This is a genomic window from Cedecea sp. (genome assembly GCF_036500665.1).
Taxonomy (GTDB): Bacteria; Pseudomonadota; Gammaproteobacteria; order Enterobacterales; family Enterobacteriaceae; genus Cedecea.
In genome coordinates, this window is the sequence record NZ_DASYBS010000014.1 from 1 (window position 1) to 20,443 (window position 20,443).

General features: G+C 55.0%; 20 protein-coding genes. 8 read left to right on the forward strand and 12 right to left on the reverse strand.

Annotation, left to right across the window (positions count from 1 at the left end; translation table 11 throughout):
- A partial coding sequence (locus VGM55_RS01860) for a hypothetical protein (protein WP_331634414.1) occupies positions 1–235 on the forward strand: 235 nt, incomplete at its 5' end.
- A gap of 201 nt (positions 236–436) precedes the next feature.
- Here the strand turns inward: VGM55_RS01860 and uspA are convergent.
- Positions 437–874: a universal stress protein UspA gene (gene uspA / locus VGM55_RS01865; protein WP_008458645.1), complete on the reverse strand. Its 438-nt coding sequence runs from the start codon at positions 872–874 to the stop codon at positions 437–439.
- 366 nt (positions 875–1,240) lie between these two features.
- Here uspA and uspB point away from each other — a divergent pair, with 366 nt between their 5' ends.
- A complete protein-coding gene (gene uspB / locus VGM55_RS01870; protein WP_016538621.1) occupies positions 1,241–1,576 on the forward strand; it encodes a universal stress protein UspB in 336 nt (111 codons plus the stop codon).
- Between the two features lie 77 nt (positions 1,577–1,653).
- Here uspB and pitA read toward each other — a convergent pair whose 3' ends face one another.
- Positions 1,654–3,150: an inorganic phosphate transporter PitA gene (pitA, locus tag VGM55_RS01875; protein ID WP_154187471.1), complete on the reverse strand. Its 1,497-nt coding sequence runs from the start codon at positions 3,148–3,150 to the stop codon at positions 1,654–1,656.
- A gap of 229 nt (positions 3,151–3,379) precedes the next feature.
- Here pitA and VGM55_RS01880 point away from each other — a divergent pair, with 229 nt between their 5' ends.
- The 3 genes from VGM55_RS01880 (at position 3,380) to VGM55_RS01890 (ending at position 7,133) form a co-directional block, all read left to right on the forward strand.
- Complete coding sequence (locus VGM55_RS01880; RefSeq protein WP_331634417.1) at positions 3,380–4,570, forward strand: NAD(P)/FAD-dependent oxidoreductase; 1,191 nt, start codon at positions 3,380–3,382, stop codon at positions 4,568–4,570.
- Between the two features lie 233 nt (positions 4,571–4,803).
- Positions 4,804–6,192, forward strand: coding sequence for a hypothetical protein (locus VGM55_RS01885; RefSeq protein WP_331634419.1), 1,389 nt, complete (start codon positions 4,804–4,806; stop codon positions 6,190–6,192).
- 176 nt (positions 6,193–6,368) lie between these two features.
- Positions 6,369–7,133 carry a DeoR/GlpR family DNA-binding transcription regulator gene (locus VGM55_RS01890; protein WP_331634421.1) on the forward strand — a complete coding sequence of 255 codons (765 nt, stop codon included), beginning with the start codon at positions 6,369–6,371 and terminating at the stop codon, positions 7,131–7,133.
- A 36-nt stretch (positions 7,134–7,169) separates the two neighbouring features.
- Here the strand turns inward: VGM55_RS01890 and VGM55_RS01895 are convergent, their stop codons facing one another.
- The 6 genes from VGM55_RS01895 to VGM55_RS01920 form a co-directional block, all read right to left on the reverse strand.
- Complete coding sequence (locus VGM55_RS01895) at positions 7,170–7,970, reverse strand: HAD-IIB family hydrolase (RefSeq protein WP_154187473.1); 801 nt, start codon at positions 7,968–7,970, stop codon at positions 7,170–7,172.
- A 34-nt stretch (positions 7,971–8,004) separates the two neighbouring features.
- The gene (locus tag VGM55_RS01900; RefSeq protein WP_331634422.1) at positions 8,005–8,523 is read right to left on the reverse strand and encodes a phosphoribosyltransferase; all 519 of its coding nucleotides are present in this window, start codon (positions 8,521–8,523) and stop codon (positions 8,005–8,007) included.
- Between the two features lie 170 nt (positions 8,524–8,693).
- Positions 8,694–9,491: an energy transducer TonB gene (locus tag VGM55_RS01905; protein ID WP_154187474.1), complete on the reverse strand. Its 798-nt coding sequence runs from the start codon at positions 9,489–9,491 to the stop codon at positions 8,694–8,696.
- Positions 9,492–9,629: 138 nt separating this feature from the next.
- Positions 9,630–10,616: a FecR domain-containing protein gene (locus VGM55_RS01910; protein WP_331634423.1), complete on the reverse strand. Its 987-nt coding sequence runs from the start codon at positions 10,614–10,616 to the stop codon at positions 9,630–9,632.
- On the reverse strand, positions 10,613–11,125 hold the full coding sequence (locus tag VGM55_RS01915; RefSeq protein WP_414648179.1) for a sigma-70 family RNA polymerase sigma factor: 513 nt from the start codon (positions 11,123–11,125) through the stop codon (positions 10,613–10,615). The genes VGM55_RS01910 and VGM55_RS01915 overlap by 4 nt, the downstream gene beginning before the upstream one ends.
- Before the next feature lie 157 nt (positions 11,126–11,282).
- Positions 11,283–13,835, reverse strand: coding sequence for a TonB-dependent receptor (locus VGM55_RS01920; protein ID WP_154187477.1), 2,553 nt, complete (start codon positions 13,833–13,835; stop codon positions 11,283–11,285).
- A gap of 234 nt (positions 13,836–14,069) precedes the next feature.
- Between VGM55_RS01920 and VGM55_RS01925 the strand changes: the two genes are divergently transcribed.
- Positions 14,070–14,972 (forward strand): DMT family transporter, encoded by a 903-nt coding sequence (locus tag VGM55_RS01925; RefSeq protein ID WP_154187478.1) that lies wholly within the window; start codon positions 14,070–14,072, stop codon positions 14,970–14,972.
- Positions 14,973–15,007: 35 nt separating this feature from the next.
- On the opposite strand, the gene VGM55_RS01930 is transcribed toward VGM55_RS01925, so the two are convergent.
- Both VGM55_RS01930 and VGM55_RS01935 read right to left on the reverse strand, forming a co-directional pair.
- The gene (locus VGM55_RS01930) at positions 15,008–15,613 is read right to left on the reverse strand and encodes an ATP-dependent Clp protease proteolytic subunit (RefSeq protein WP_154187479.1); all 606 of its coding nucleotides are present in this window, start codon (positions 15,611–15,613) and stop codon (positions 15,008–15,010) included.
- A 19-nt stretch (positions 15,614–15,632) separates the two neighbouring features.
- Complete coding sequence (locus VGM55_RS01935) at positions 15,633–17,120, reverse strand: PLP-dependent aminotransferase family protein (protein ID WP_154187529.1); 1,488 nt, start codon at positions 17,118–17,120, stop codon at positions 15,633–15,635.
- A gap of 96 nt (positions 17,121–17,216) precedes the next feature.
- Here VGM55_RS01935 and VGM55_RS01940 point away from each other — a divergent pair, with 96 nt between their 5' ends.
- Positions 17,217–17,858, forward strand: a complete 642-nt coding sequence (locus tag VGM55_RS01940) for an FMN-binding negative transcriptional regulator (RefSeq protein WP_331634425.1) — start codon at positions 17,217–17,219, stop codon at positions 17,856–17,858.
- Here the strand turns inward: VGM55_RS01940 and VGM55_RS01945 are convergent.
- Entirely contained in the window at positions 17,855–18,712 is an 858-nt protein-coding gene (locus VGM55_RS01945) for a LysR family transcriptional regulator (RefSeq protein WP_154187481.1), read from the reverse strand. The genes VGM55_RS01940 and VGM55_RS01945 overlap by 4 nt on opposite strands.
- A gap of 97 nt (positions 18,713–18,809) precedes the next feature.
- On the opposite strand from VGM55_RS01945, the gene VGM55_RS01950 reads away from it, so the two are divergent.
- Entirely contained in the window at positions 18,810–19,316 is a 507-nt protein-coding gene (locus tag VGM55_RS01950; protein ID WP_154187482.1) for a phenolic acid decarboxylase, read from the forward strand.
- A 3-nt stretch (positions 19,317–19,319) separates the two neighbouring features.
- On the opposite strand, the gene VGM55_RS01955 is transcribed toward VGM55_RS01950, so the two are convergent.
- On the reverse strand, positions 19,320–20,369 hold the full coding sequence (locus VGM55_RS01955) for an AI-2E family transporter (protein WP_331634426.1): 1,050 nt from the start codon (positions 20,367–20,369) through the stop codon (positions 19,320–19,322).
- Between the last annotated feature and the right edge of the window lie 74 nt (positions 20,370–20,443).

Consider the following 20,443-nt stretch of genomic DNA (forward strand, 5'->3'; position numbering starts at 1 on the left):
CGCCCCCGGTTATGACCCAACTCAGGCGGGGTTGAGCTGCCGGGAGCAGCGAAAGAGAGCGATCGTCGGGAACGAATCGCGAACGACCCCGAATGTTTGGGTGATAGCCGGTGGGTTTACCGCTTCAGCGGCGATGAGCTCGCCGGGCGCCGGGGGTTATGAGGGGGAATGGCGTATTTCCCCCTCACACGTTCACCGTGCTGGAAACTTATATGGAAAACAGATTTACGGGTGAACGGAACGGTTGAAGGCTAAAGAGTTCTTCCGGAAAACTTTGAAACCAGAATGTGACAAAGAGACACAGAAGGGAGAGGGGGGAAAATCAAAGAGTTATGCTCTATTCAGTCCCCTCTCCCCTGTGGGGAGAGGGTTAACGCTTACCGCAATTCAGTCCCCTCTCCCCTTTGGGGCTAAGGGTTAGGGTGAGGGGAAAGTGTTACTCGTCTTCTTCATCACGCAGCGGAACAATCAGCATATCCACATGCACGGTATTGATCAGCTGGCGCGCCGAGGACATCAGCTTGCTCCAGAAATCCTGGTGGTGCCCACAAACCACCAAATCCATATCGTATTTCTTAATGGCGTCTACCAGCACCTGGCCCAGGTCGCCGCTGCCGCTCAGCGTTTCGGTGATAGGATAACCCGCGCCGGTGGAGAGCTCGGTGAGCGCGTGGTGAGTCTCTTCGGAAATGCGTTTCTGCATATCGCCCAGATTGACATCAATCAGCCCGGTATACAGATCGGAGTAATTTACATCGACATGAATCAGGGAAACTTTCGCGTTATAAGGACGAGCCATGGACACGGCTTTTTCTACCAGGACTTTACTCTCAGGGGAGAGGTCAACTGCGATCAGAATGTGTTTGTAAGCCATAATGTTACTCCTTCCATAAGTTATCGATGACTCTCGCCGTCATCGTCTAAACCGCAGCGGCATGAGCTACGGTCACCCGATCTAAAGACTTAAATTGTAGATGGTATTTCTATCTTATAACGAGCTATTCAGCCCGACAATGCGCTATCCCTCAAACTCATTCAAGCGAAAAATGAATCTGGCCACTTTGATAAAGATTAACGCGGTGGTAAAAAAATTAAGGGATCTCCTACACTATTAAATGAGCCGGACGGGAAGATTGCTGTGACCTGTATCGGTTATTCGCTGCAGGATTGTCTGACAGGGTTTTCGGGGAGAGCGGTTGTCCCGGAGCAAACGCTTCGAGGGCTTCGCCGGGAGGGGTACATGATCAGCACCGTCGCGCTGTTCTGGGCGCTTTGTGTAGTTTGTGTGGTGAATATGGCGCGCTATTACTCTTCACTGCGCGCGTTACTGGTGGTGCTGCGCGGGTGCGATCCACTGCTGTATCAGTATGTCGACGGCGGCGGTTTTTTCACCTCGCACGGTCAACCCAGCAAACAGGTACGGCTGGTGCGTTATATTTACGGTCAGCGCTATCTGGACCACCACGACGAGGAATTTATTCGCCGCTGTGAGCGCCTGCGCCGCCAGTTTATTCTGACGAGTTCGCTGTGCGGGCTGGTGGTAATTAGCCTTGTTGGGCTGATTATCTGGCACTAGGTTATCAGGGCTGAGTTATGCATAAGCATAAAAAAAGCGGGCCAGTTTCCTGACCCGCTTTTTCTTTTGGCTGCCGCTTACACGAAGCGCAGCGCAATCCAGTACAGCCCGCCGGAGAGCAGAATCGAAGCCGGTAAGGTGAATATCCAGGCCATCAGGATATTGGTTACCGTCTTACGCTGTAGGCCGCCGCCGTCCACGATCATCGTCCCCGCCACGGAGGAAGAGAGCACGTGAGTGGTGGAAACCGGCATCCCGGTGTAGCTTGCCAGACCGATAGAAACGGCGGCCGTCATCTGCGCGGACATCCCTTGCGCATAGGTCATGCCTTTCTTACCGATCTTCTCACCGATGGTGGTCGCCACACGGCGCCAGCCGATCATCGTCCCGATACCCAGCGCCAGCGCAACGGCCAGAATAATCCAGACCGGCGCGTACTCGATGGTGCTAAGCATGTCGCCTTTCAGTTTCTTCAGCAGGCGCTGATCGTCCGCGTTCACTTCCGGCAGCTTCGCCACTTTATCGGTTGTGTCGGAGATGCAGAGCATGATGCGACGCAGCTGGCTACGCTGCTCAATGCTGAGCTTGTCGTAGCTTTCGATGTCGGTCAGCATTAGCTTCGCGCGGTCCAGTGCGGTGATCGCGTTAGCCGGATGGCAGTGGAACTGAGCCGGTTCAGTTGCGCCCGCTTCCGGAGACGGGATCAGCTGTTCCGAACCTGTCGCTTTCTGCAGCAGTTCAGGATGCTGCTGGAAGTAAGTTTCGACGTTGTTCACCGCATCGCGGGTCCGGGTGATTTCGTAGCCGGAGGCGTTCATGTTCACCACGAAGCCCGCCGGAGCCACGCCAATCAGCACCAGCATAATCAGGCCAATGCCTTTCTGACCGTCGTTAGCGCCGTGAGAGAAACTCACGCCGATAGCGGACAGGATCAGGGCGATTCGCGTCCAGAAAGGCGGCTTTTTCTTGCCGTCTTGCTTTTCACGTTCCGCAGGCGTCAGGTGAATACGCTGCTTTTTCTTGGTGTTGCTCCAGTAACGGCGCAGCAGGAAAATCAACCCACCGGCAATCACCAACCCGACAATCGGGGACAGAATTAATGAAGCGAAGATCCCAACAACTTTCGGGATATTCAGCGCGTCGACAACCGAGGTGCCGGTCAGCAGCGCGTTGGTCAAACCGATACCGATGATGGCACCGATAAGCGTATGGGAGCTGGAGGCCGGCAGACCGAAATACCAGGTGCCGAGGTTCCAGATAATAGCGGCCAGTAACATAGAGAACACCATGGCGAGACCATGTGCCGATCCTACGTTTAACAGCAGATCTGTAGGCAGCATATGCACAATGGCATAGGCTACGCTCAGCCCACCGAGCAGAACGCCGAAGAAGTTAAACAACGCAGCCATTGCCACCGCAAGTTGCGATCGCATAGCGCGGGTGTAAATTACCGTTGCTACTGCGTTGGCCGTATCGTGGAAACCATTAATAGCTTCGTAGAACAGCACAAATGCCAGAGCAAGCAAAAGTAAAAGCCCGGTATGAAGATCCAGGCCGGCAAACAAATGTAGCATAGACGTTACGCCATTTTGAGGACATGAACGCGGCGCATTATGTAAGACAACCTCCACCGCGGCAAAGTGAAATCTGGACTTTTTTTGATTTTAGTCGCCATCAGGCAAACAAGTGGAATGATTTACATTTTGTTTATCAATAACCTGCATTTGTTATTCACCATAAAGCTGGTGTGACCAGCCGCGGGTCTTTACAATCCGTTGCCTTAAGTATAGTTGGGAGTCGGTCGTGGAAAAGTTTGATGCCATTATTATAGGTGCGGGTGCAGCGGGAATGTTTTGTGCGGCGTTGGCCGGGCAGGCTGGTGGCCGCGTGTTGCTGATTGATAATGGTAAAAAGCCGGGCCGTAAAATCCTCATGTCCGGCGGCGGCCGCTGCAACTTTACTAATCTTTATGTTGAGCCAGCGGCCTATCTTAGCGAGAACCCGCATTTTTGTAAGTCAGCGCTGGCGCGTTATACCCAGTGGGACTTTATCGACATGGTGGGCAAATACGGTATTGCCTGGCATGAGAAAACCCTTGGTCAGCTGTTCTGCGACGACTCCGCGCAGCAGGTGGTCGATATGCTGGTGGCCGAATGCGAGAAAGGCAAAGTGACGATGCGCCTGCGCAGCGAGGTGCTGGGCATTGAGCGTGACGAGCAGGGCTTTACGTTACAGCTTAACGGCGGCAGCGTTCAGGGGGCCAAACTGGTTATCGCCAGCGGCGGCCTGTCGATGCCGGGGCTGGGCGCGACGCCGTTCGGTTATAAAGTGGCGGAGCAGTTTGGCCTGAAGGTGCTGCCGACCCGTGCGGGGCTGGTGCCGTTTACCCTGCATAAACCTCTGCTGGAGCAACTGCAGGTGCTGTCCGGCGTCTCGGTGCCGTCCGTCATCACCGCAGAAAACGGCGTCAGCTTCCGGGAAAGCCTGCTGTTTACCCACCGGGGCCTTTCTGGCCCAGCCGTGTTACAGCTCTCCAGCTACTGGCAGCCGGGCGAATTCGTCAGCGTGAATCTGCTGCCGGACACCGATCTGGACGGCTTTATCCACGAGCAGCGCAACGCGCACCCAAATCAGAGCCTGAAAAACACGCTGGCGATGGTGCTGCCCAAGCGCCTGGTGGAATGCTTGCAGCAGCTGGAGCAAATCCCGGACGTCACGCTCAAGCAACTGAATAGCCGCCAGCAAAGCGAGCTGGTTGATACTCTGCAGAGCTGGCGCGTTCAGCCCAACGGCACCGAAGGCTACCGCACGGCAGAAGTGACCCTGGGCGGCGTGGACACCAACGAACTTTCCTCGCGTACCATGGAAGCCAAAAAAGCGCCGGGTCTCTATTTTATCGGCGAAGTGATGGACGTCAGCGGCTGGCTCGGCGGCTATAACTTCCAGTGGGCCTGGAGTTCAGCCTGGGCGTGCGCGCAGGCGCTGGTGGAATAAAACTAATCAAAAAGATGTGCATCTTCGTTTCGGTCTATGCATTCCGTTTATAGCACGGAATGATTTCATGATACTCGTGAACTGTGATGCTCTTTTATTTAGCATTTTATGTTCGCCTATATTTTCCCCTACTATTAATGGTAGGTCACAGTTGTTGTTAGATACAATCTTTCCATTTAAATGTAAAAGTATATTGTCAGATAAATATTTTTTCTTTATTGGCTGAAAGAGATATGAAAATGTGGGAAGTAAATTATGATTTTTATGGAGTAGGTCAAGGGTTATTTTGTACTGGGGCTTTATTAAATAATGAATCCAAAGTGGTATACCAATGGATTTACGATTGTGGCACGAACTCTAAGAAAGACCTTCTTCATGAAAAAATAAACCATTATGCTGTTAAGACAAATGATTTAAATGGAAGTAATTTCATTGATTTAATTTGCTTGTCACATTTCGATCATGATCATATTAGCGGGGTTGTTGATATTCTTTCTCGTTTTAAGGTCGGAGACGTTCTTCTTCCTTATATTCCAATGTGGAAAAGATTAGTTATAGCTTTTGAGGAAAATTGCCGATCAGGTTCCTATCTAATGGATTTTTTAATTGATCCTGTAGCGTTTCTTCAGCGTAAAGCAACAAGAGGGATTGGGCGGATTATTTATGTTTCATCTCCTAACGATGCGCCTGATGAGATTTCAGATATACCTGATAATTTCATATCTCCACGAAAGCTAGAACCTAATGAATATAATTTTGATGAAGAGTTACCAATTTCTGGACAGGCTCTCATTGAGGGTAACTATAAAGCAGTAAACCCAGATGATAGTATGTTGACTGCTGAGGACAGAGAAAATAAAAACGCGGGTATTAAAGCTCAGGTTCTTACTCTTGAGGTGGGGGCATGCTTGCAAATTTTTTCTGTATGGGAATTTGTACCCTATAATGATTCTTGTCTGGTTTCTTTAGTAAATGCAAAGTTTAAGAAGAAGGTCTTACTTAAGTCAAAGAGCTTGCTTTTGGGGAAGAATAACGCTGAAAGACATTCAATCCTTACTGAGCTGAAAGAGATTTATGATGATGTTTTCGGGTGTAAGCCATACAGAAGAAATGTCATATCATTATTTCTCTATACAGGACCTATTCTTTCAGGAAATTTTTGCTCTTGGGTTATTCATTCAGAGTTATATATCTGGAAGCAGCAAAATTTACAGCTTAGAGTTGTTACTGAAAAATCAACATTGTATTTTTGGCCACCTACAAAATCAGGTGTTCTGTATACCGGTGATGGTTATCTTAATACATTAAAAAGAATAAACTCGCTGATTGATTTTTTAGGAGAAAAAAGAATGAAAAACATTCATCTTCTACAGGTTATGCATCATGGTGCGAAAGGTAACTGGCGTTCGGGATTGGCAAAGATTTTGAATCCTGAGTATAGCCTTTTTAGCTCTGATCCGAGTCTATCCTCACCTGGCCATCCACATTCTGATGTGGCAAAAGATTTCTGGAATTATAACCCGATACAGGTGGATAAAGTGAATTCGGCCACGCTTGCTTTACACGCCGGACTTACCGTTATTTCACCCGAAATGAGTAAGAAAAAAAGAAAAAGGCTTTAATAAATCTGAATGGTGTAGAAAAATTTAGCGGAAAGTTTCTTCCTGATTATTGTCTGTCGTCAGGAATGGGCGAAATTAAATTTTATAGGAGTCAAGGAGAATGCTGACTCACTGTCATCATGGGAATGATAGATTGTGATATGTTATGCACAATTGCAGCTATTTGAGGGCTAAACGTGACAGATTATGACGCATTGCCTGAACAGCGCCAGGCGATGATCCACCAGATCCTGACCGAAACAGGCAGGGTGATTGGGGCTGACGTGGCGCGGAAGCTGGGCGTGTCTGAGCACACTATTCGCCGCGACCTGCAGGAGCTGGCGCGCCGTGGCCTGTGTAAAAAGGTTTATGGCGGCGCCATCAGCCAGTTCCAGCAGTCTGCCAGCTTCGAAACTCGCGTGTCGCAGGATGTGGGGGAGAAATCCCAGGTGGCAAGAAAGTGTGCCGGGATGATCAAAGCCAATACCTGCGTGTTTCTCGACGCCGGTTCAACCTATCTGGCGATGGTGGAGTTTATTCCCGAAGAGCTGGATCTCACTATTGTCACCAATTCTCCGCAGATTGCCGCCGCGCTAAGCGGCCGTACCCGTGGCGAGCTGATTCTGTTGGGTGGCAAAGTGAATCCGCTGACCGGCAGCACCCTGGGATCCGACACGGTGAACCAGCTGCGAGGCATGGTTTTCGATCAGACCTTTATCGGCGTCTGTGGGCTGGATCCGCAGGCTGGCCTGAGCGCGGTTTATTACGAAGATGCCTGTTTTAAGCGAGAACTGCTGAGCCAGAGCAACGAGGTGGTCGCCGCCGTAACGGCCAATAAGATGTCCCAGGTGGCACGTTATAAAGTGGCGCCTTGCGAAGACATTGATGTGGCGGTGGTCAGCACCGAAACCAACATTGCCGATTTCAGCGGCGTTAACCTGCATATCGAAGTCGCCGGCTAGCAAAACGGGCGACGCGTCTGCCGCCCATCTTCACATTCAGTTTTGCAGCGCCAGCAGGCTTTTTATCGTGTGCTGGACCGCGCTCTCGTCATTGCTGCCGGTGATGAATCGCGCAGCGGCCTTCGTCTCCTCAAACGCATTGCGCATCGCGAAGCTGTATTCCGCCTGAGCCAGCAGCTCCAGGTCGTTATAACCGTCGCCAAACGCCAGGGTTTCTGCCTGGCTGACGTGCAGTAATTGCTGGAGCTTTTGCACCGTCGTCCCTTTGTGAACACCGTAGTCGGCAATATCGATCCACGCCGCTTCAGACACCACGATATAAACATCCTGCTCAAAAGGCGCGAGCACCGGCCGGGTCTGCGGGCAGCTTCCGGCTTCGTCATAGACGCTTATCTTCACGAAATCACAATCGAGTTCGGCAAAAGAGTCCACCTGCGCCAGGCTGGCGTAGGACTGGCGCATTTTGTCTGTAAGGCGCTGCGGCACATCTTTGCGAATAAACGCGCTTTCGCTGCCGCAGGCAATAATCACGTGGCTGTCGCTGGCGGCCTCCAGCGTGTCGATAATGCGTAATCCCAGCGCATTATTGATAAGCGACTCGTAGATATACTCGCCGTTCCTTTTGATGCGCGTGGCGCTGTCGCCGATTATCCATAAATCCTGACGGTAATCGGCGAACAGCTCTTCTACCCGCTGGCACTGCTTGCCGGTGCAGGCGGCGAAGTGGACGCCTTTTTGCGTCATTAAGCGGTGTGTTTGGGCAAATAATTCACGGTCATAGTCGCCGTGGCTATTGAGGAAAGTGCCGTCCAGGTCGGTAATGATCAGCTTTATCATGTTGTTATCCCATCGGTAAGCGTTCTGTAGGCGTTTATATTTTTAGTTTTGAGACGAAGGGCAGATTACGGTACTTATTTTCCCACGGCATGCCGTAGCCGATGAGCAGGTCATCGTTGTCCATGATGTAGGCATGAAATTGCTCCACGGGGATCTCTACGCGGCCCGGCTTCACAAACAACGTGGCAATGGAAAGGGATTTCGGGGCGTAGTTCTCGGTTAAATGCTCGACAAGGCGCTTCATGGTGCCGCCGGACTCGATGGCATCATCCACCAAAATCACGTCTTTCCCCTTGATGCCAATGTTGTCGTGGTAAACGATGGTAGAGCCGTTATTTCTGTCGCCCGGCGTGTGCGGGCAGGAAATGTAGTCCATTGATATATCGAAAGTTAGCTGCCTGACCAGGTCGGCAGTAAACAGGATCCCACCGGGAACGACCGTTATCACCACCGCCTCGTGATAGCGACTATTAAGCTGTCTGGCGACTTTGGTTACGCCATCGGCAATCGTCGATTCATTCATCACTATCTGCCCAACATGGTTATTTCTCACTGCGGTATCCTCATTCGTTATCTTATGCTTGATGTTGCTCGGTTAACATAAGATCTAATGCTCGATTGTGCAATGTGAAGACGAATTAATGCCGTGATTTTGTGATCTTTAACGATCGCATAGAGGGTTACGCGCCCAATGCTGCAGGACCGAGCATTGGGCCAGAGACGTTATGGGCGAAGATCGAAGCGGATCGGCAGCGTGAGCGTAATTTGCGCCTGTCCTGGGGCGATATCGCTGGTGGGGGCGGGCAGAGGCGTCGCGCGAGCCGGCAGGGCAAGCGCTTCCCTGTCCAGCGTTGGCGTGCCGCTGCTTTTGTCCAACGCCACGCTGAGCACCCCGCCATGCCTGTCGAGCGTCAGGCTCAGATAAACCACGCCCTGCGCCTGCTGACGTAAGGCCTGAGCCGGGTAGCGTTTAAAGCGGTCCAGGCGCTGGCGCAGCAGGCTGACCCAGTTCACTTCGCCTGGGCTTGGGGCGCTGACGGCGCTGCTCCCTGCGGTACCGGCGCTTTGCTGAGGATGGCTGGCGGGTGCGTGGGTTTCGGGCGCGGGTGGCGTGGGTGCCGGCGGTACTTCGGCATCGTGTGGCTTAACCGGCTGAGGTCTGGTTTTGGCACTGTGCCGCACTTTTTTGGCGACCACGATTTCCGGGTTCGGTGCCTCCACGCTTTTCACCTCTTCTTTTGGCTCCGCTTTCTCCTGAGGCGCCGCCGACCGTATCTGTTTGATCTTGTCTGGCTGCTTCTCCGGCGTTGCCGTGGATGCCGGGTTGGTGGAGGGTAAAATCATCAGTGCAATAGGCGGTGGCGCGGTGGCCGGCTGTTCCTGCGTGGGCCGGTAAGTGAGCCAGAGGAATACGCCAGCGTGCAGCAAAAGCGCCAGCAGTAGCCCGATGCCCCGGCGTGAGGTTGGGAGGCTATCGGGCCAGGCAGGAAGAGGTTGTCTTATCGGCAGGGTTGAAGGCATGACCAAATTACTCCGCAGCCGGGCGGCTGGTTGTCGTTTCAGGAGAGATAAGAGAGAGGACACGCGAACTGCGTAAACGGGCAGCCTCGAATGAATAACGAGACAATCAGCATGGATAAACCCTCGGCGAAGCATTATTCACTGCCGTGAAAGGCTGACCCAGTAGCGCGACAGCGTATTTATCCTGATGGGTAAGACGCGCGGTAAGGCGGCCAGAATCCCATCGGTATCCGTCAGCGGGAAAACGCCCGACAGCCGCAGGGAAGCGATGTCCTCGTCGCAGCGTAAAACGCCTGGGCGATAGCGGTTCACTTCCCGCAGGAAATCCCCGAGCGGCATATCGTCAGCCAGCAGTTTGCCGCGAGACCAGCCGGGCTCTTTTTCACCGTCGTGCAGGCCACCGGATTGTTCACGCGTAAGCCATGCTCCCTGGCCCGCACCGAGCTGAAGCCCGGCCAGTCCTGAACTGCGCGGATAAAGGCGCACGGCTCCGTGGTAAACGGCAATATGGGTGCGTTCCGGCTCCAGCTTTACCCGGAATTGAGTGCCGAGTGCGAGCACTTTGCCGTGAGGTGTCGTCACGCTAAAGGGTCGGGGCCAGGCCGACAGCTTTTCACGCTGCCCGGTGGTAATCAGCAGGTCGCCGCTGAGTAACTCAATCTGGCGCTGCTGCCCCGTATAGTGGACGTTTAGCGCGGTTTGGGTATCCAACAGCAGCTGGCTCCCCTCGCTTAGCTCAACCTTGCGCAGTTCACCCGTTGCGGTGCGGTAATCGGCGGTAAATGCTTCCCAGCCGTGCTGCTGTCTGCCCCATTCCAGTGAGCCTCCGACCAGCAGCAGAGCGCCTAGCCCTTTTAAAGCGCGACGTCTGCCGCTGTTTTTTAGCGAAGAGAGGCTTTGCTGCGCCAGTTTGTCGTCAACCTGCCTGAACCCGGCGCAAACCGCTTCAATATGCCGCCATGCGCGTTGGTTATCGACACTCTCCGCCAGCCATTTTTGCCAGTTAACTTTGTCCTGCTCGTTGACTTCGTCAGACATCATCAGCGTAAGCCAGGATGCCGCAGCGTGTGCGCTTTCGCGGCTAAGCGCTTGACCATGGCGGTCAACTAAAGGTCGTGGGATCATGAGCTTAGTGCGAAGAAGCAGTGCAGGTTGGCACGCTGGAGGTATTGCTTAACGGAGCTACTGGAGACGTGCAGGCGCTCGGCAATATCGCAGTAGCGCATGCCCTGTAAGTGAGCCAGCAGGAAGGCTTCTCTGACCTGGGGAGGTAACCCGTCCAGCGCTGTGTCAATGTGTTCCAGCACCTCGAGGATCAGCAGTTTTGCTTCGGGAGAAGGGTGCTCCTGTTCCGGCTGTAAGGCCAGGGCATCGAGCCAGGCCTCTTCGATTTTCTTACGGCGGTAATGGTTGGCAATTAAACGCCGGGCTACCGTGGCGAGGAAAGGCCGTGGTTGGCGGATTGCGGCCAGATCGGGGCTGACCAGGATGTTGATAAAGGTATCCTGAGTCAGATCCTGTGCCTGTTCCGGACAGCCGACCTTATTGCGCAGCCAGTGGTACAGCCAGCGCTGATGATCGCAGTAAAGCTGCTGCGCAACCTGTTGGGCACGGGACATTATGTTACTCACCATTGATCTTTATCAGGGCGTGATAAATACTGAAATGATAATCATTATTATTTTCATTTCTCTATTTTTATGTCAAGAGATTGCGGAGTATTAATGTACTTTTGCGTGGGGAAGCAGGTGATAAGAAAGCAGCGCCTGCGGCGGCGCTGCGGGTAACACATTAGAATTTCTGAGAAATACTCAGCTTGATGTTGCGCCCGATGCCCGAGACGGACTCGCCCAGATACGGGTAGTAGTCGGTGTTGAACAGGTTATCGACGGCTACGCGAGCCTCCATACCCTTCACCTGTTCCGGCTGCCACGTGGCAAACAGCCCCTGCAGGGCATAGCCTTTGGTTTTTGGCAGCGCCCAGATGCCCGCTAACGGGTCGTCGTCCTGCGGGGAGCGATCCTGCTTGCGCGCCATATCCATCGTCCAGCCGAACGTCATGTTCCATTCGGGGGCTTTTACGCCCAGCGTGGTGTGTGCGGTGACGGGCGGAATTTCTGCGATCCAGGTCTTGTTGCCCCAAGGGTCGCGCGGGGAAGCATCACGCTGGCCACGAATGGTGGAGAACGAGAGGCTGCCAAACATGCGGTGACTGTCGTAAAACGACTCAATTTCCAGTCCCTGGATGGTGTACCCCGGCAGGTTACGGTAGTTCGACAGCGGCGATCCGCATTTGGCATTGCTGTTCACCGACTGCGCCTCGCACAGCACGCCCCGACGGTAGAATATTTCGTCTTTGCCACGGTTGCGGAATAGCGTGGTGCGAATTTGTACGCTGTCGTCGTCCGCCAGCAAATTATTGAAGTTCAGGATCATGCCGCCGCGAACGCTGTTGATGGTTTCTACTTTCAGATCGCGGCTGGAGCCGGACACGTTAGACAGCGCGTACTGCACGGTGTACTGCTCATCAATGGTCGGCGCACGCCATGTACGGGTGACGTCGGCAAACAGCGACATAGTCGGCGTGGCCTTCCAGACCAGCCCAAGCGCAGGCGTAACGCCGTGATAGCTTTTGCTGCTGTAGTCGTGGCCGACTTTAGGATCGCTGCTGTTGTACATTGAGGCGATGTTTGGCTCGCCGGTATTCGTCACGCTGTCGTAGCGCACGCCCGGCGTCACGGTGACGCTGCCGAGCGTCATGCTGTCCTGAATGTATAGCCCGCGCGTTTGCTGCTCCCCGGCAGGCATGTAATACGGCTGGAAGTAGCCATAATTGTAGGCCGCATTCTTCTTGTAGCCAGGGTAGTACATCAGCGCGTCGCGTTGATTTTTATGCCAGCTCGCGCCGATTTCCAGCAGGTGATCCACCGGCCCGGTGCTGAAACGGCTCTTGTTGCTGGCCTCCACCAGGTTGTCTTTGTAGTCCACCCAGCTTTCATTGCCGAGTGTGCCGAGGAAGCTGGACGTGCCCGCGGAGTCAGGGCGCGTGTCATGCTGTTTGGTTTTGGAGTAAGCGTAGCTCAGCGTCAGGTCTATCCACGGGTTATCCGCCGGCGCCAGGTTCCACTTCACGGAGTAGTTTTCATCGGTCTGATCGCGGTAAACCAGCTTTCTGCGCCAGGCCTCGTCTAACCCGTATTTGTCGACATCCGCCTGACTTGGTGCCGCGATGTCGTCGCGCTTGGCGGCAAAGGGCTGCCAGCCGGTGGAGTCGGAATGCATGGCCGAGAGCGTCAGCGTCTGCGCGTCGGTCAGGTAGAGGTTGGTTTTAGCAAGCCAGGTGCCCTGGCGGTTGGCGGAGTAGTCAAAATGGGTGCCGTCCGGGCGGGTAATATTGCCGCCATCGCGTTTGCTGGCGTAGATCATGCCGTCGGCAAAGCCTTCCGGCGTTTTGCCGTACAGCGCCCCGCTGTAGATGTTTTGATTATCGTTGGTATGGAAGCCGTATTTCAGCATCCCGCCAAAATTTTCGCCGGGTTGCAGCAGGTCTGCCGCGTCTTTGGTGACGATTTTAATGCTGCCGCCGAAGCCGCCGTTGCCGTTGGCGAGATTAAACGGGCCCTTATCGACGTCGATTTGCTTGATAAGCTCCGGCTCGATAAAGACCGAGCCCTGGCGGTACTTCTCAAACCCTTTGGGCGCACCGTCCAGCGTCACGTTGATGTCTTCCATGCCGCCCATACCCCAGATATTCAGGCTTTGCCCGCCCGGGCGTGGTGAACCGGCAGAAGAGACGCCCGGCAGTTTATCCAGCAGCTCGGCGACGTTGTCGGCCTGAATGCGTTCGATATTCTCTTTCTTCAGCGTTGAACGCCCGGCCACCACGCTGTCATCCAGGCCGCTGACCACGGAAAGCTCCGGGACACTAATCGGCGTGGCTTCACCGGCGGCAACCCTCGTTGAGACCAGTCTATAACTGTTCCCTTCGCGAACGGCTTTCAGGCCACTGCCCGCCAGCAGGTGGTCAAACGCGCTTTGCACGGAGTAGTTTCCCTTGAGGCCAGAAGTGGTTTTATTCGCGGCCTGATCCGGGGTGAAGACGAGCATCACGTTGGCGTCGTTCGCCAGCGCTTGCAGGCCGCCGCTCAACGGCCCGGCGGGCACTGAAAATGTGTGGTTTGCCGCGGAGGGTGACTCTGCCGCCCAGGACGTCACAGGTAAACCGGCAGCGAGCGCCAGCAGGCCGGATAAGGCGATGCCTGGCGCAAGCCGAGCGCGTGGGAGCCGTGCAGGCTGGCTCGCTTCGGAAATGGCCGTAGCCTTTCCGTTATTTTTTATCGTCATGATGTATCCCTGAAGGTGAGTAACGAGAAGTACTGCTTCAGAGAGGTCACGCGAGGCGGAAAATCAGGCAGAAAATTTTTTAATTAGACGCAGGGATGTTGCCCTGACTCGCTTTTACGCCGCCGCGCTTTTGAGGTGGATTTGGGTGGCCTGGTGATTCTTGTTCATTGTGGATCTGTCTGCCGTGGCGGGTTTGCGCAGAATAGGAAGCCAATCTGAGTATCTGGAGCCACCATGCAAAATAAAAGCGCGCTGCCGCTTAGCCAGCCCACGACTAACCTGCAAACCCGAGGTTGGATCAGCGGTTTTTTAGGGATGTTAATTTTTAGCGGTTCGCTGCCAGCCACGCGGGTTGCGGTGCTGGAGCTTGATCCCCTTTTCCTGACGGCGGTACGGGCAGTTATTGCGGCGCTGCTGGCGAGCGGGACGCTGCTGATGGTGCGGCAGCCTCGTCCACAGCGCCGTGACTGGATGGGGCTAGGCCTGGTGGCGCTCGGCGTGGTGCTGGGCTTCCCGCTGCTGACGGCTTTGGCACTGCAGCACACGACCTCGGCGCACTCGCTGGTCTATATCGGCCTGCTGCCGCTGGCGACCGCCTGTTTTGGCGTTCTGCGCGGAGGGGAAAGGCCAAAAGCCGTTTTTTGGCTATTCTCCCTTGCCGGTGCGGCGCTGGTGGCGGGCTTTGCTTTGAGCCACGGCTCGGCCAGCGGCTGGCAGGGTGATGCGCTGATGCTGGGGGCAATTGCGCTGTGTGGGCTGGGCTATGCGGAAGGTGCGGTATTGACCCGGCGGCTGGGAGACTGGCAGGTGATTTCGTGGGCTTTAGTGATTTCCCTGCCTCTTAGCACCGTAGCCGCTATTTTCACCGTTCCGGCGGCGGGAGCCGCTATCAGCGCTCAGGCCTGGCTGTCGCTGGGCTATGTGTCGCTGTTCAGCATGTGGATAGGCTTTATCTTCTGGTATCGCGGTCTGGCGATGGGGGGAATTGCCGCCGTTGGGCAACTGCAGCTTCTGCAGCCGTTTTTTGGCCTGCTGCTCGCCGGACTTGTGCTGCACGAGGAGGTTCATGCCTCGATGATTGCGGTGATGCTGGGCGTGCTGGTTTGCGTTTTCGGCGCGAAGCGTTTTTCCCGCTAAAAGAAAACCGCCGATGAAGGCGGTTTATCTGGCTGCTAGTCGATATTCAGCTCCGGGAAGCGGGTAATGATTTTCCCGACAATGCCGTAGTCGATAGCTTCTTTCGGCGACATCCAGTAATTGCGGTCGGTGTCCTGCTTCACCTTCTCCAGCGGCTGGCCGGTAGCCTCGGCGATCATCTTGTTCACGCGTTCGTGCATGCGAATAATCTCTCTGGCTTCAATCTCAATGTCCGTTGCCTGGCCGCGCACGCCGCCCAGCGGCTGGTGAATCATAAAGCGGGTGTTTGGCAGCGAATAGCGGTGCTTTTTGTCCGCCGCAAGGAAGAGGGTTATCCCGGCGCTGGCAACCCAGCCGGTGCCGATAATATGAACTTCCGGCTTGATGAATTTGATCACGTCATGAATGGTGTCCGCCGCCTCAACGTGGCCGCCCTGGCTGTTGAGGTACAGTTTGATTGGCTTGTCGTTGATGCTTTGCAGCAGCAACAGCTGGGAAACCACCTCTTTGGTGATCGCCTGAGTGATTTCGCCGGAGATAATGATCGAGCGGGAATCCAGCATCTTTTGCTGCATTAGCCCTGACGCATTGGCGGGGGTAGCGCTTTCTTCAGGTTCATCTTTTTCTAAAAACGTAAGCATAATCAGGCTCCTGCCAGTTTTATGGCGTAATCAGGGATGCACTAGAGCATAGCACTTCATTCAGGCGCTGCACGGCATGAACGATCTCTTCGTCACTGTAGCCGCCGAGTCCGAGCAAAATACCGGATTTCTGCCTGTCTGGCGTAAACATATGCGACACCGCACGGACGGCAATCCCGGCCTGCATCGCCCGCTCCACAACCTGATGATCGTCCAGGCCGTGGCGCAGCCAAAGCACCATGTGCATGCCCTGGTCACAGGGCTGAAGCCAGGCCACGTCCGGGGAAATGTATTGTTCTACGGCGGCCATTAGCACTCGACGTTTTTCAGCATAGACTCCGCGCATTTTCCGCAGGTGGCGATCGAGATATCCTTCTGAAATAAAGCTCGCCAGCACGTGCTGGTCTGCACCCGGTGGCTGTCTGTCCATCAGGATACGTGCCCCGCAAAAGGCCGAAACCAGCTGTTTTGGTACCACGGCATAGCCGAGGCGCAAAGACGGGAAGAGGATTTTACTGAAGGTGCCGAGGTAAATGACGTTCTCCGGCCCCAGCCCCTGCAACGCCGGGAAAGGGTGACCCGCGTAGCGCATCTCGCTGTCGTAGTCGTCCTCGATAATCCAGGCATGGTTAGCCCGCGCCCACGCCAGCAAAGCGGCACGACGCGACATGCTGAGCGGCATGCCTAGCGGGTACTGATGCGAGGGCGTGACGAATGCGGCTCGGGCGTCAGGGGCCAGCTTTTTGCCCAGCTCAACGTCCAGCCCTTCGTCGTCAACGGCCACTCTGACCATCTTACGGTCATGGAACATGGTCTCAAACAGCGACGTGGCGCCGGGATAGCCGGGTTCCTCCATCCACACCGAATCTCCCACATCCAGCAGGATTTGCAGCGTAAGGTACAGGCCGTGCTGGTTGCCGGAAGTGATGATGACCTGCTCCGGGGTGCAGCGCACCGAGCGTGACTTCCTCACGTATTCACAGATGGCCTCACGCAGTGCCAGCGCGCCCTGCGGGTCGCCATAGCCCGACGGTGCGCCAGCCCCACGGGCGCGAATACGGTTGCCGAGCCTGCGCCACACGTCGTCCGGCGCGGTGTCGCCGACCGGGACGGAAACGGCAAACGGCCTGGGGGCCAGCGTTTTTAGCTGCTCACCCACTTTAGCAAATGCCAGGGCCTGGGCAGAAAGCGGGATTGTTGCCCCAGGGCGTGCTTGCTGAACCGGCCGCGGGATTTCCGGCGCGTAGGTTACCCGGGTGCCGGAGCCGTGTCTGGATTCCAGAAACCCTTCCGCGACCAGCTGCTCGAATGCTTCCAGGACGGTGCCGCGCGCCACGTTAAGTGCGCCAGCCAGCACGCGCGTGGAGGGCAGCAGGTCGCCGCTTTTTAACTCGCCTTTATGAATGGCGTTTTTCAGCGCTTTGGCTAACTGCAAACTGAGCTGCCCGCTGCGGCGATCAAGCTCGCCGATGGCGGGAATATCTACGGCTCGGGCTTTACGTGACATGAATTGTGGCTCGGTCATATTGCGAGAATCTGGTTCTTTATCATAAACCACTTTGGCCATAAGCTGCGTAAAATCACCGCTAATAAAGGGCTGCAAATGTACATTCCTCGTCATTTCCAGGAGCACGATATTGATGTGCTTCAGGGGCTTATCAGGGCCAATCCTCTGGGCATGCTGATTGTGCAGTGTGAAGGCGTGCTGGAGGCTTTTGATATCCCCTTTGCGCTTTGCCCGGATGAGGGCGAACTCGGTACGCTCCGGGCGCATATCGCCCGCGCTAACCCACTCTGGCGCGCGCTCCAGCCGGCACAGGAAGTGCTGGTGGTGTTTCGCGGCCCGCAGGGCTATATCTCTCCGGGCTGGTATCCGGGCAAGCTGGAACATCATAAAGAGGTGCCGACCTGGAACTATCAGACCGTGCAGGCGCGGGGGAAAATCACCGTGCAGGATGATGCGGATTTTGTGCTTCGGCAGATAACCAGCCTGACGCGCCAGCAGGAAGCGCCGATGGAAATGCCGTGGCAGGTCAGCGATGCGCCGCCGGCGTTTATCGAGGCGATGCTGAAGGCCATCGTCGGAATAGAAATTCCTCTGGCCTCGCTTATCGGCAAGACAAAACTCGGGCAGAACAAAAAGATTGAAGATCAGGCCGGAGCCGCTCAGGGGCTGATGGCGAAAGGCGAGTGTGAAATTGGCGAGGCGATGCTGGCAAGCCTGGCTAAGCGCAGCGGGGATTAATGCTCAGGCTGCTGGAATAGCGCCAGCAGGGTAGTAATTTGCTCATCCAGCGGGGCTAAATCCTTTTTTACAATCAGGTGCAAGGGGGTGGCTCGTCTTGCGCCGTGGCTTAGCTGCAGCGGCTTGAGGGTGCCGTTCTCAAGCTGCGAAGCAATGCGTTCTTCCGGCAGCCAGCCGTAGCCAACCTGCCAGGTGACAGCCTCGCAGGCGGCATCAAGCGTGGAGAACGTCCAACCTGCCGTTTGCGGGGAGTCATTCCCACTTTGCCCGGCAATGCGGATCAGCGGATAGTTAGCCAGATCGGCTTCTTCTGGCGGCGTTGGAAGCTGGTGTAGGGGGTGATCGCGGTGCGCTACGGCAACAAAATCAACGTTTCTGAGCCACTGCCCGCGGCCCGTGAGGTCCTGGCGACGGGTTAACACCATGACATCCGCCTCTGCCATATCGGCACCGTCGTTTTCCAGAATTTCCGTCAGGTGAACCTGCGTGCTGGCGTGCAACTGCTGGAACTGGTGCAGGATGGCGAATAGCCTGGAGCGGGGAAAAATGCTGTCCACCACTAAATCAATGCGGGTTCTGATGCCCTTTTTTAACGAAGCTGCGTGGCTTTCAACATAGTGAAAGCTTTTCAGTAGCGGGCGAACCTGCGTCAACAGCAGTTCCCCTTCGGGGGTCAACACTGCTCTGCGCCCTTCTGTCTTAAGCAGGGCAACGCCAAGCCGCTCCTGAAGCAGGGAGAGGTTGTAGCTGACGGAAGACTGGCTGCGGAAGGTTGCTTCTGCCGCTTTGGCGAAGCTGCCAAGCTCAATAACCCGATCAAGAAGTACCCACTGCTCAAGCGTTGTCTTATGCATATCATCTAAAAAGTAGATTAATTTGATGTGAAATTAGCGTTATTCATCGAAAATGTGAAGGCCTATGATGCGTTTAACCCCACAGAGGAGCGTAATCATGAGTCACTTTGATAAACACGATTTGAGCGAGTTCGTCGGTAAACATCTGGTTTATACCTACGATAATGGCTGGAACTACGAGATTTATGTAAAAAATTCGACCACGCTTGATTACCGTATTCACAGCGGTATTGTGGCTGACCGCTGGGTGAAAAATCAGTATGCACATATCGTTCGCGTGGCAGGCAGCGTGTATAAAATCTCCTGGACAGAGCCTACCGGAACGGACGTCAGCCTGATTGTTAATCTCGGCGATAAGCTGTTCCATGGGACAATTTTCTTCCCGCGCTGGGTGATCAATAACCCGGAGAAAACAGTTTGTTTTCAGAATGACCATATCAAGAAAATGGAATCGCTACGCGAAGCTGGCCCGGCCTATCCGACTGAGGTGATCGATGAATTTGCGACTATCACCTTTGTTCGCGACTGCGGTGAGAATAACGAAGACGTTATTGCCTGTGCCGCCAGCGATCTGCCGGCGGACTTTCCAGAAAATCTGAAATAAGCGTTATCCCGGCAGACGGCTTTTGGGCCTGCCGGGCCCCAGCAGAATAGCCAGTTTGGCTCCGCCCTGAGTTGACTCCATCAGGATCTTACAGACGCTGGTCAGCGGCACCGAGAGCAGCATGCCAACCGGGCCGAGCAACCAGCCCCAGAACAGCAGTGAGAGGAACACCACAAAGGTCGACATCCCCAGCCCGCGCCCCATCATGCGGGGTTCCAGAATATTCCCCAGCACCATGTGCACCACCAGGAACAGCGCCCCGACCATCAGCATTTCATAGGTGCCATTTAGCAAAAAGGCCTGAATCATCGGCGGAACGGCAGAGATAACCGAGCCGATGTTGGGAATGTAGTTGAGCAGAAAGCCCAGCACGCCCCACATCAGCGCAAACTGCACGCCCAGCAGCTTTAACCCCAGCCAGATTACGACGCCGGTCAGCAGGCTGATAAAGGTTTTTAGCGCCAGATAGTGAGTGACGCCCTTCAGCGCACGGTGCATTCCGGCGATATGGATCTTCGGGTTAGCCAGCGCGAAGCGCAGCTTATAGGGCACGTGGCGTACTTCGAACAGCATAAAAATCACCGTCATCGCCAGCAGCAAAATGCTGGCCATCGCCCCGGAAAGGCCGGTCATTAAGGTAGTGGCAAAGGTCATCAGCTTGTCGGAGTCCAGCTTTTGCAGCATGCGTTCCGGCGACAGCGGCAGGTGGAGGAACGGCATGGCGTACTCAATTTCGCGGACCTTCTGGGTCAGCAGTTTGTTGAACTGCGGCAGCTGTTCCATAAAGTCATTCATTGAGGTCGCCAGCACGCCAACCAGCAGCGTGAGCACTATCAGCATCACAAATACCACGATAGTAATGGCCAGGGGGCGGTTGAGGCCCCGGCGCATAAACCAGGTGACCAGCGGGTTGAGAACGATGGCGAAGAACAGCGCCAGCAGCAACTGAACGACGATGTCGGCGGCGGCGTGAATGCCGGCGAGAATAATCACCAGTGCCGAAAGTTTTAGCAGAATATGCAGTCCGGTTTTATCGAGTTGAGGGGGAGTCATGCAGACGTCCTGTCAGGAAAGGGTGCTTTTAGTGTAGTGCTTCCCGGGCGCGAGGCTGCGGCAGCCTGTCTGAA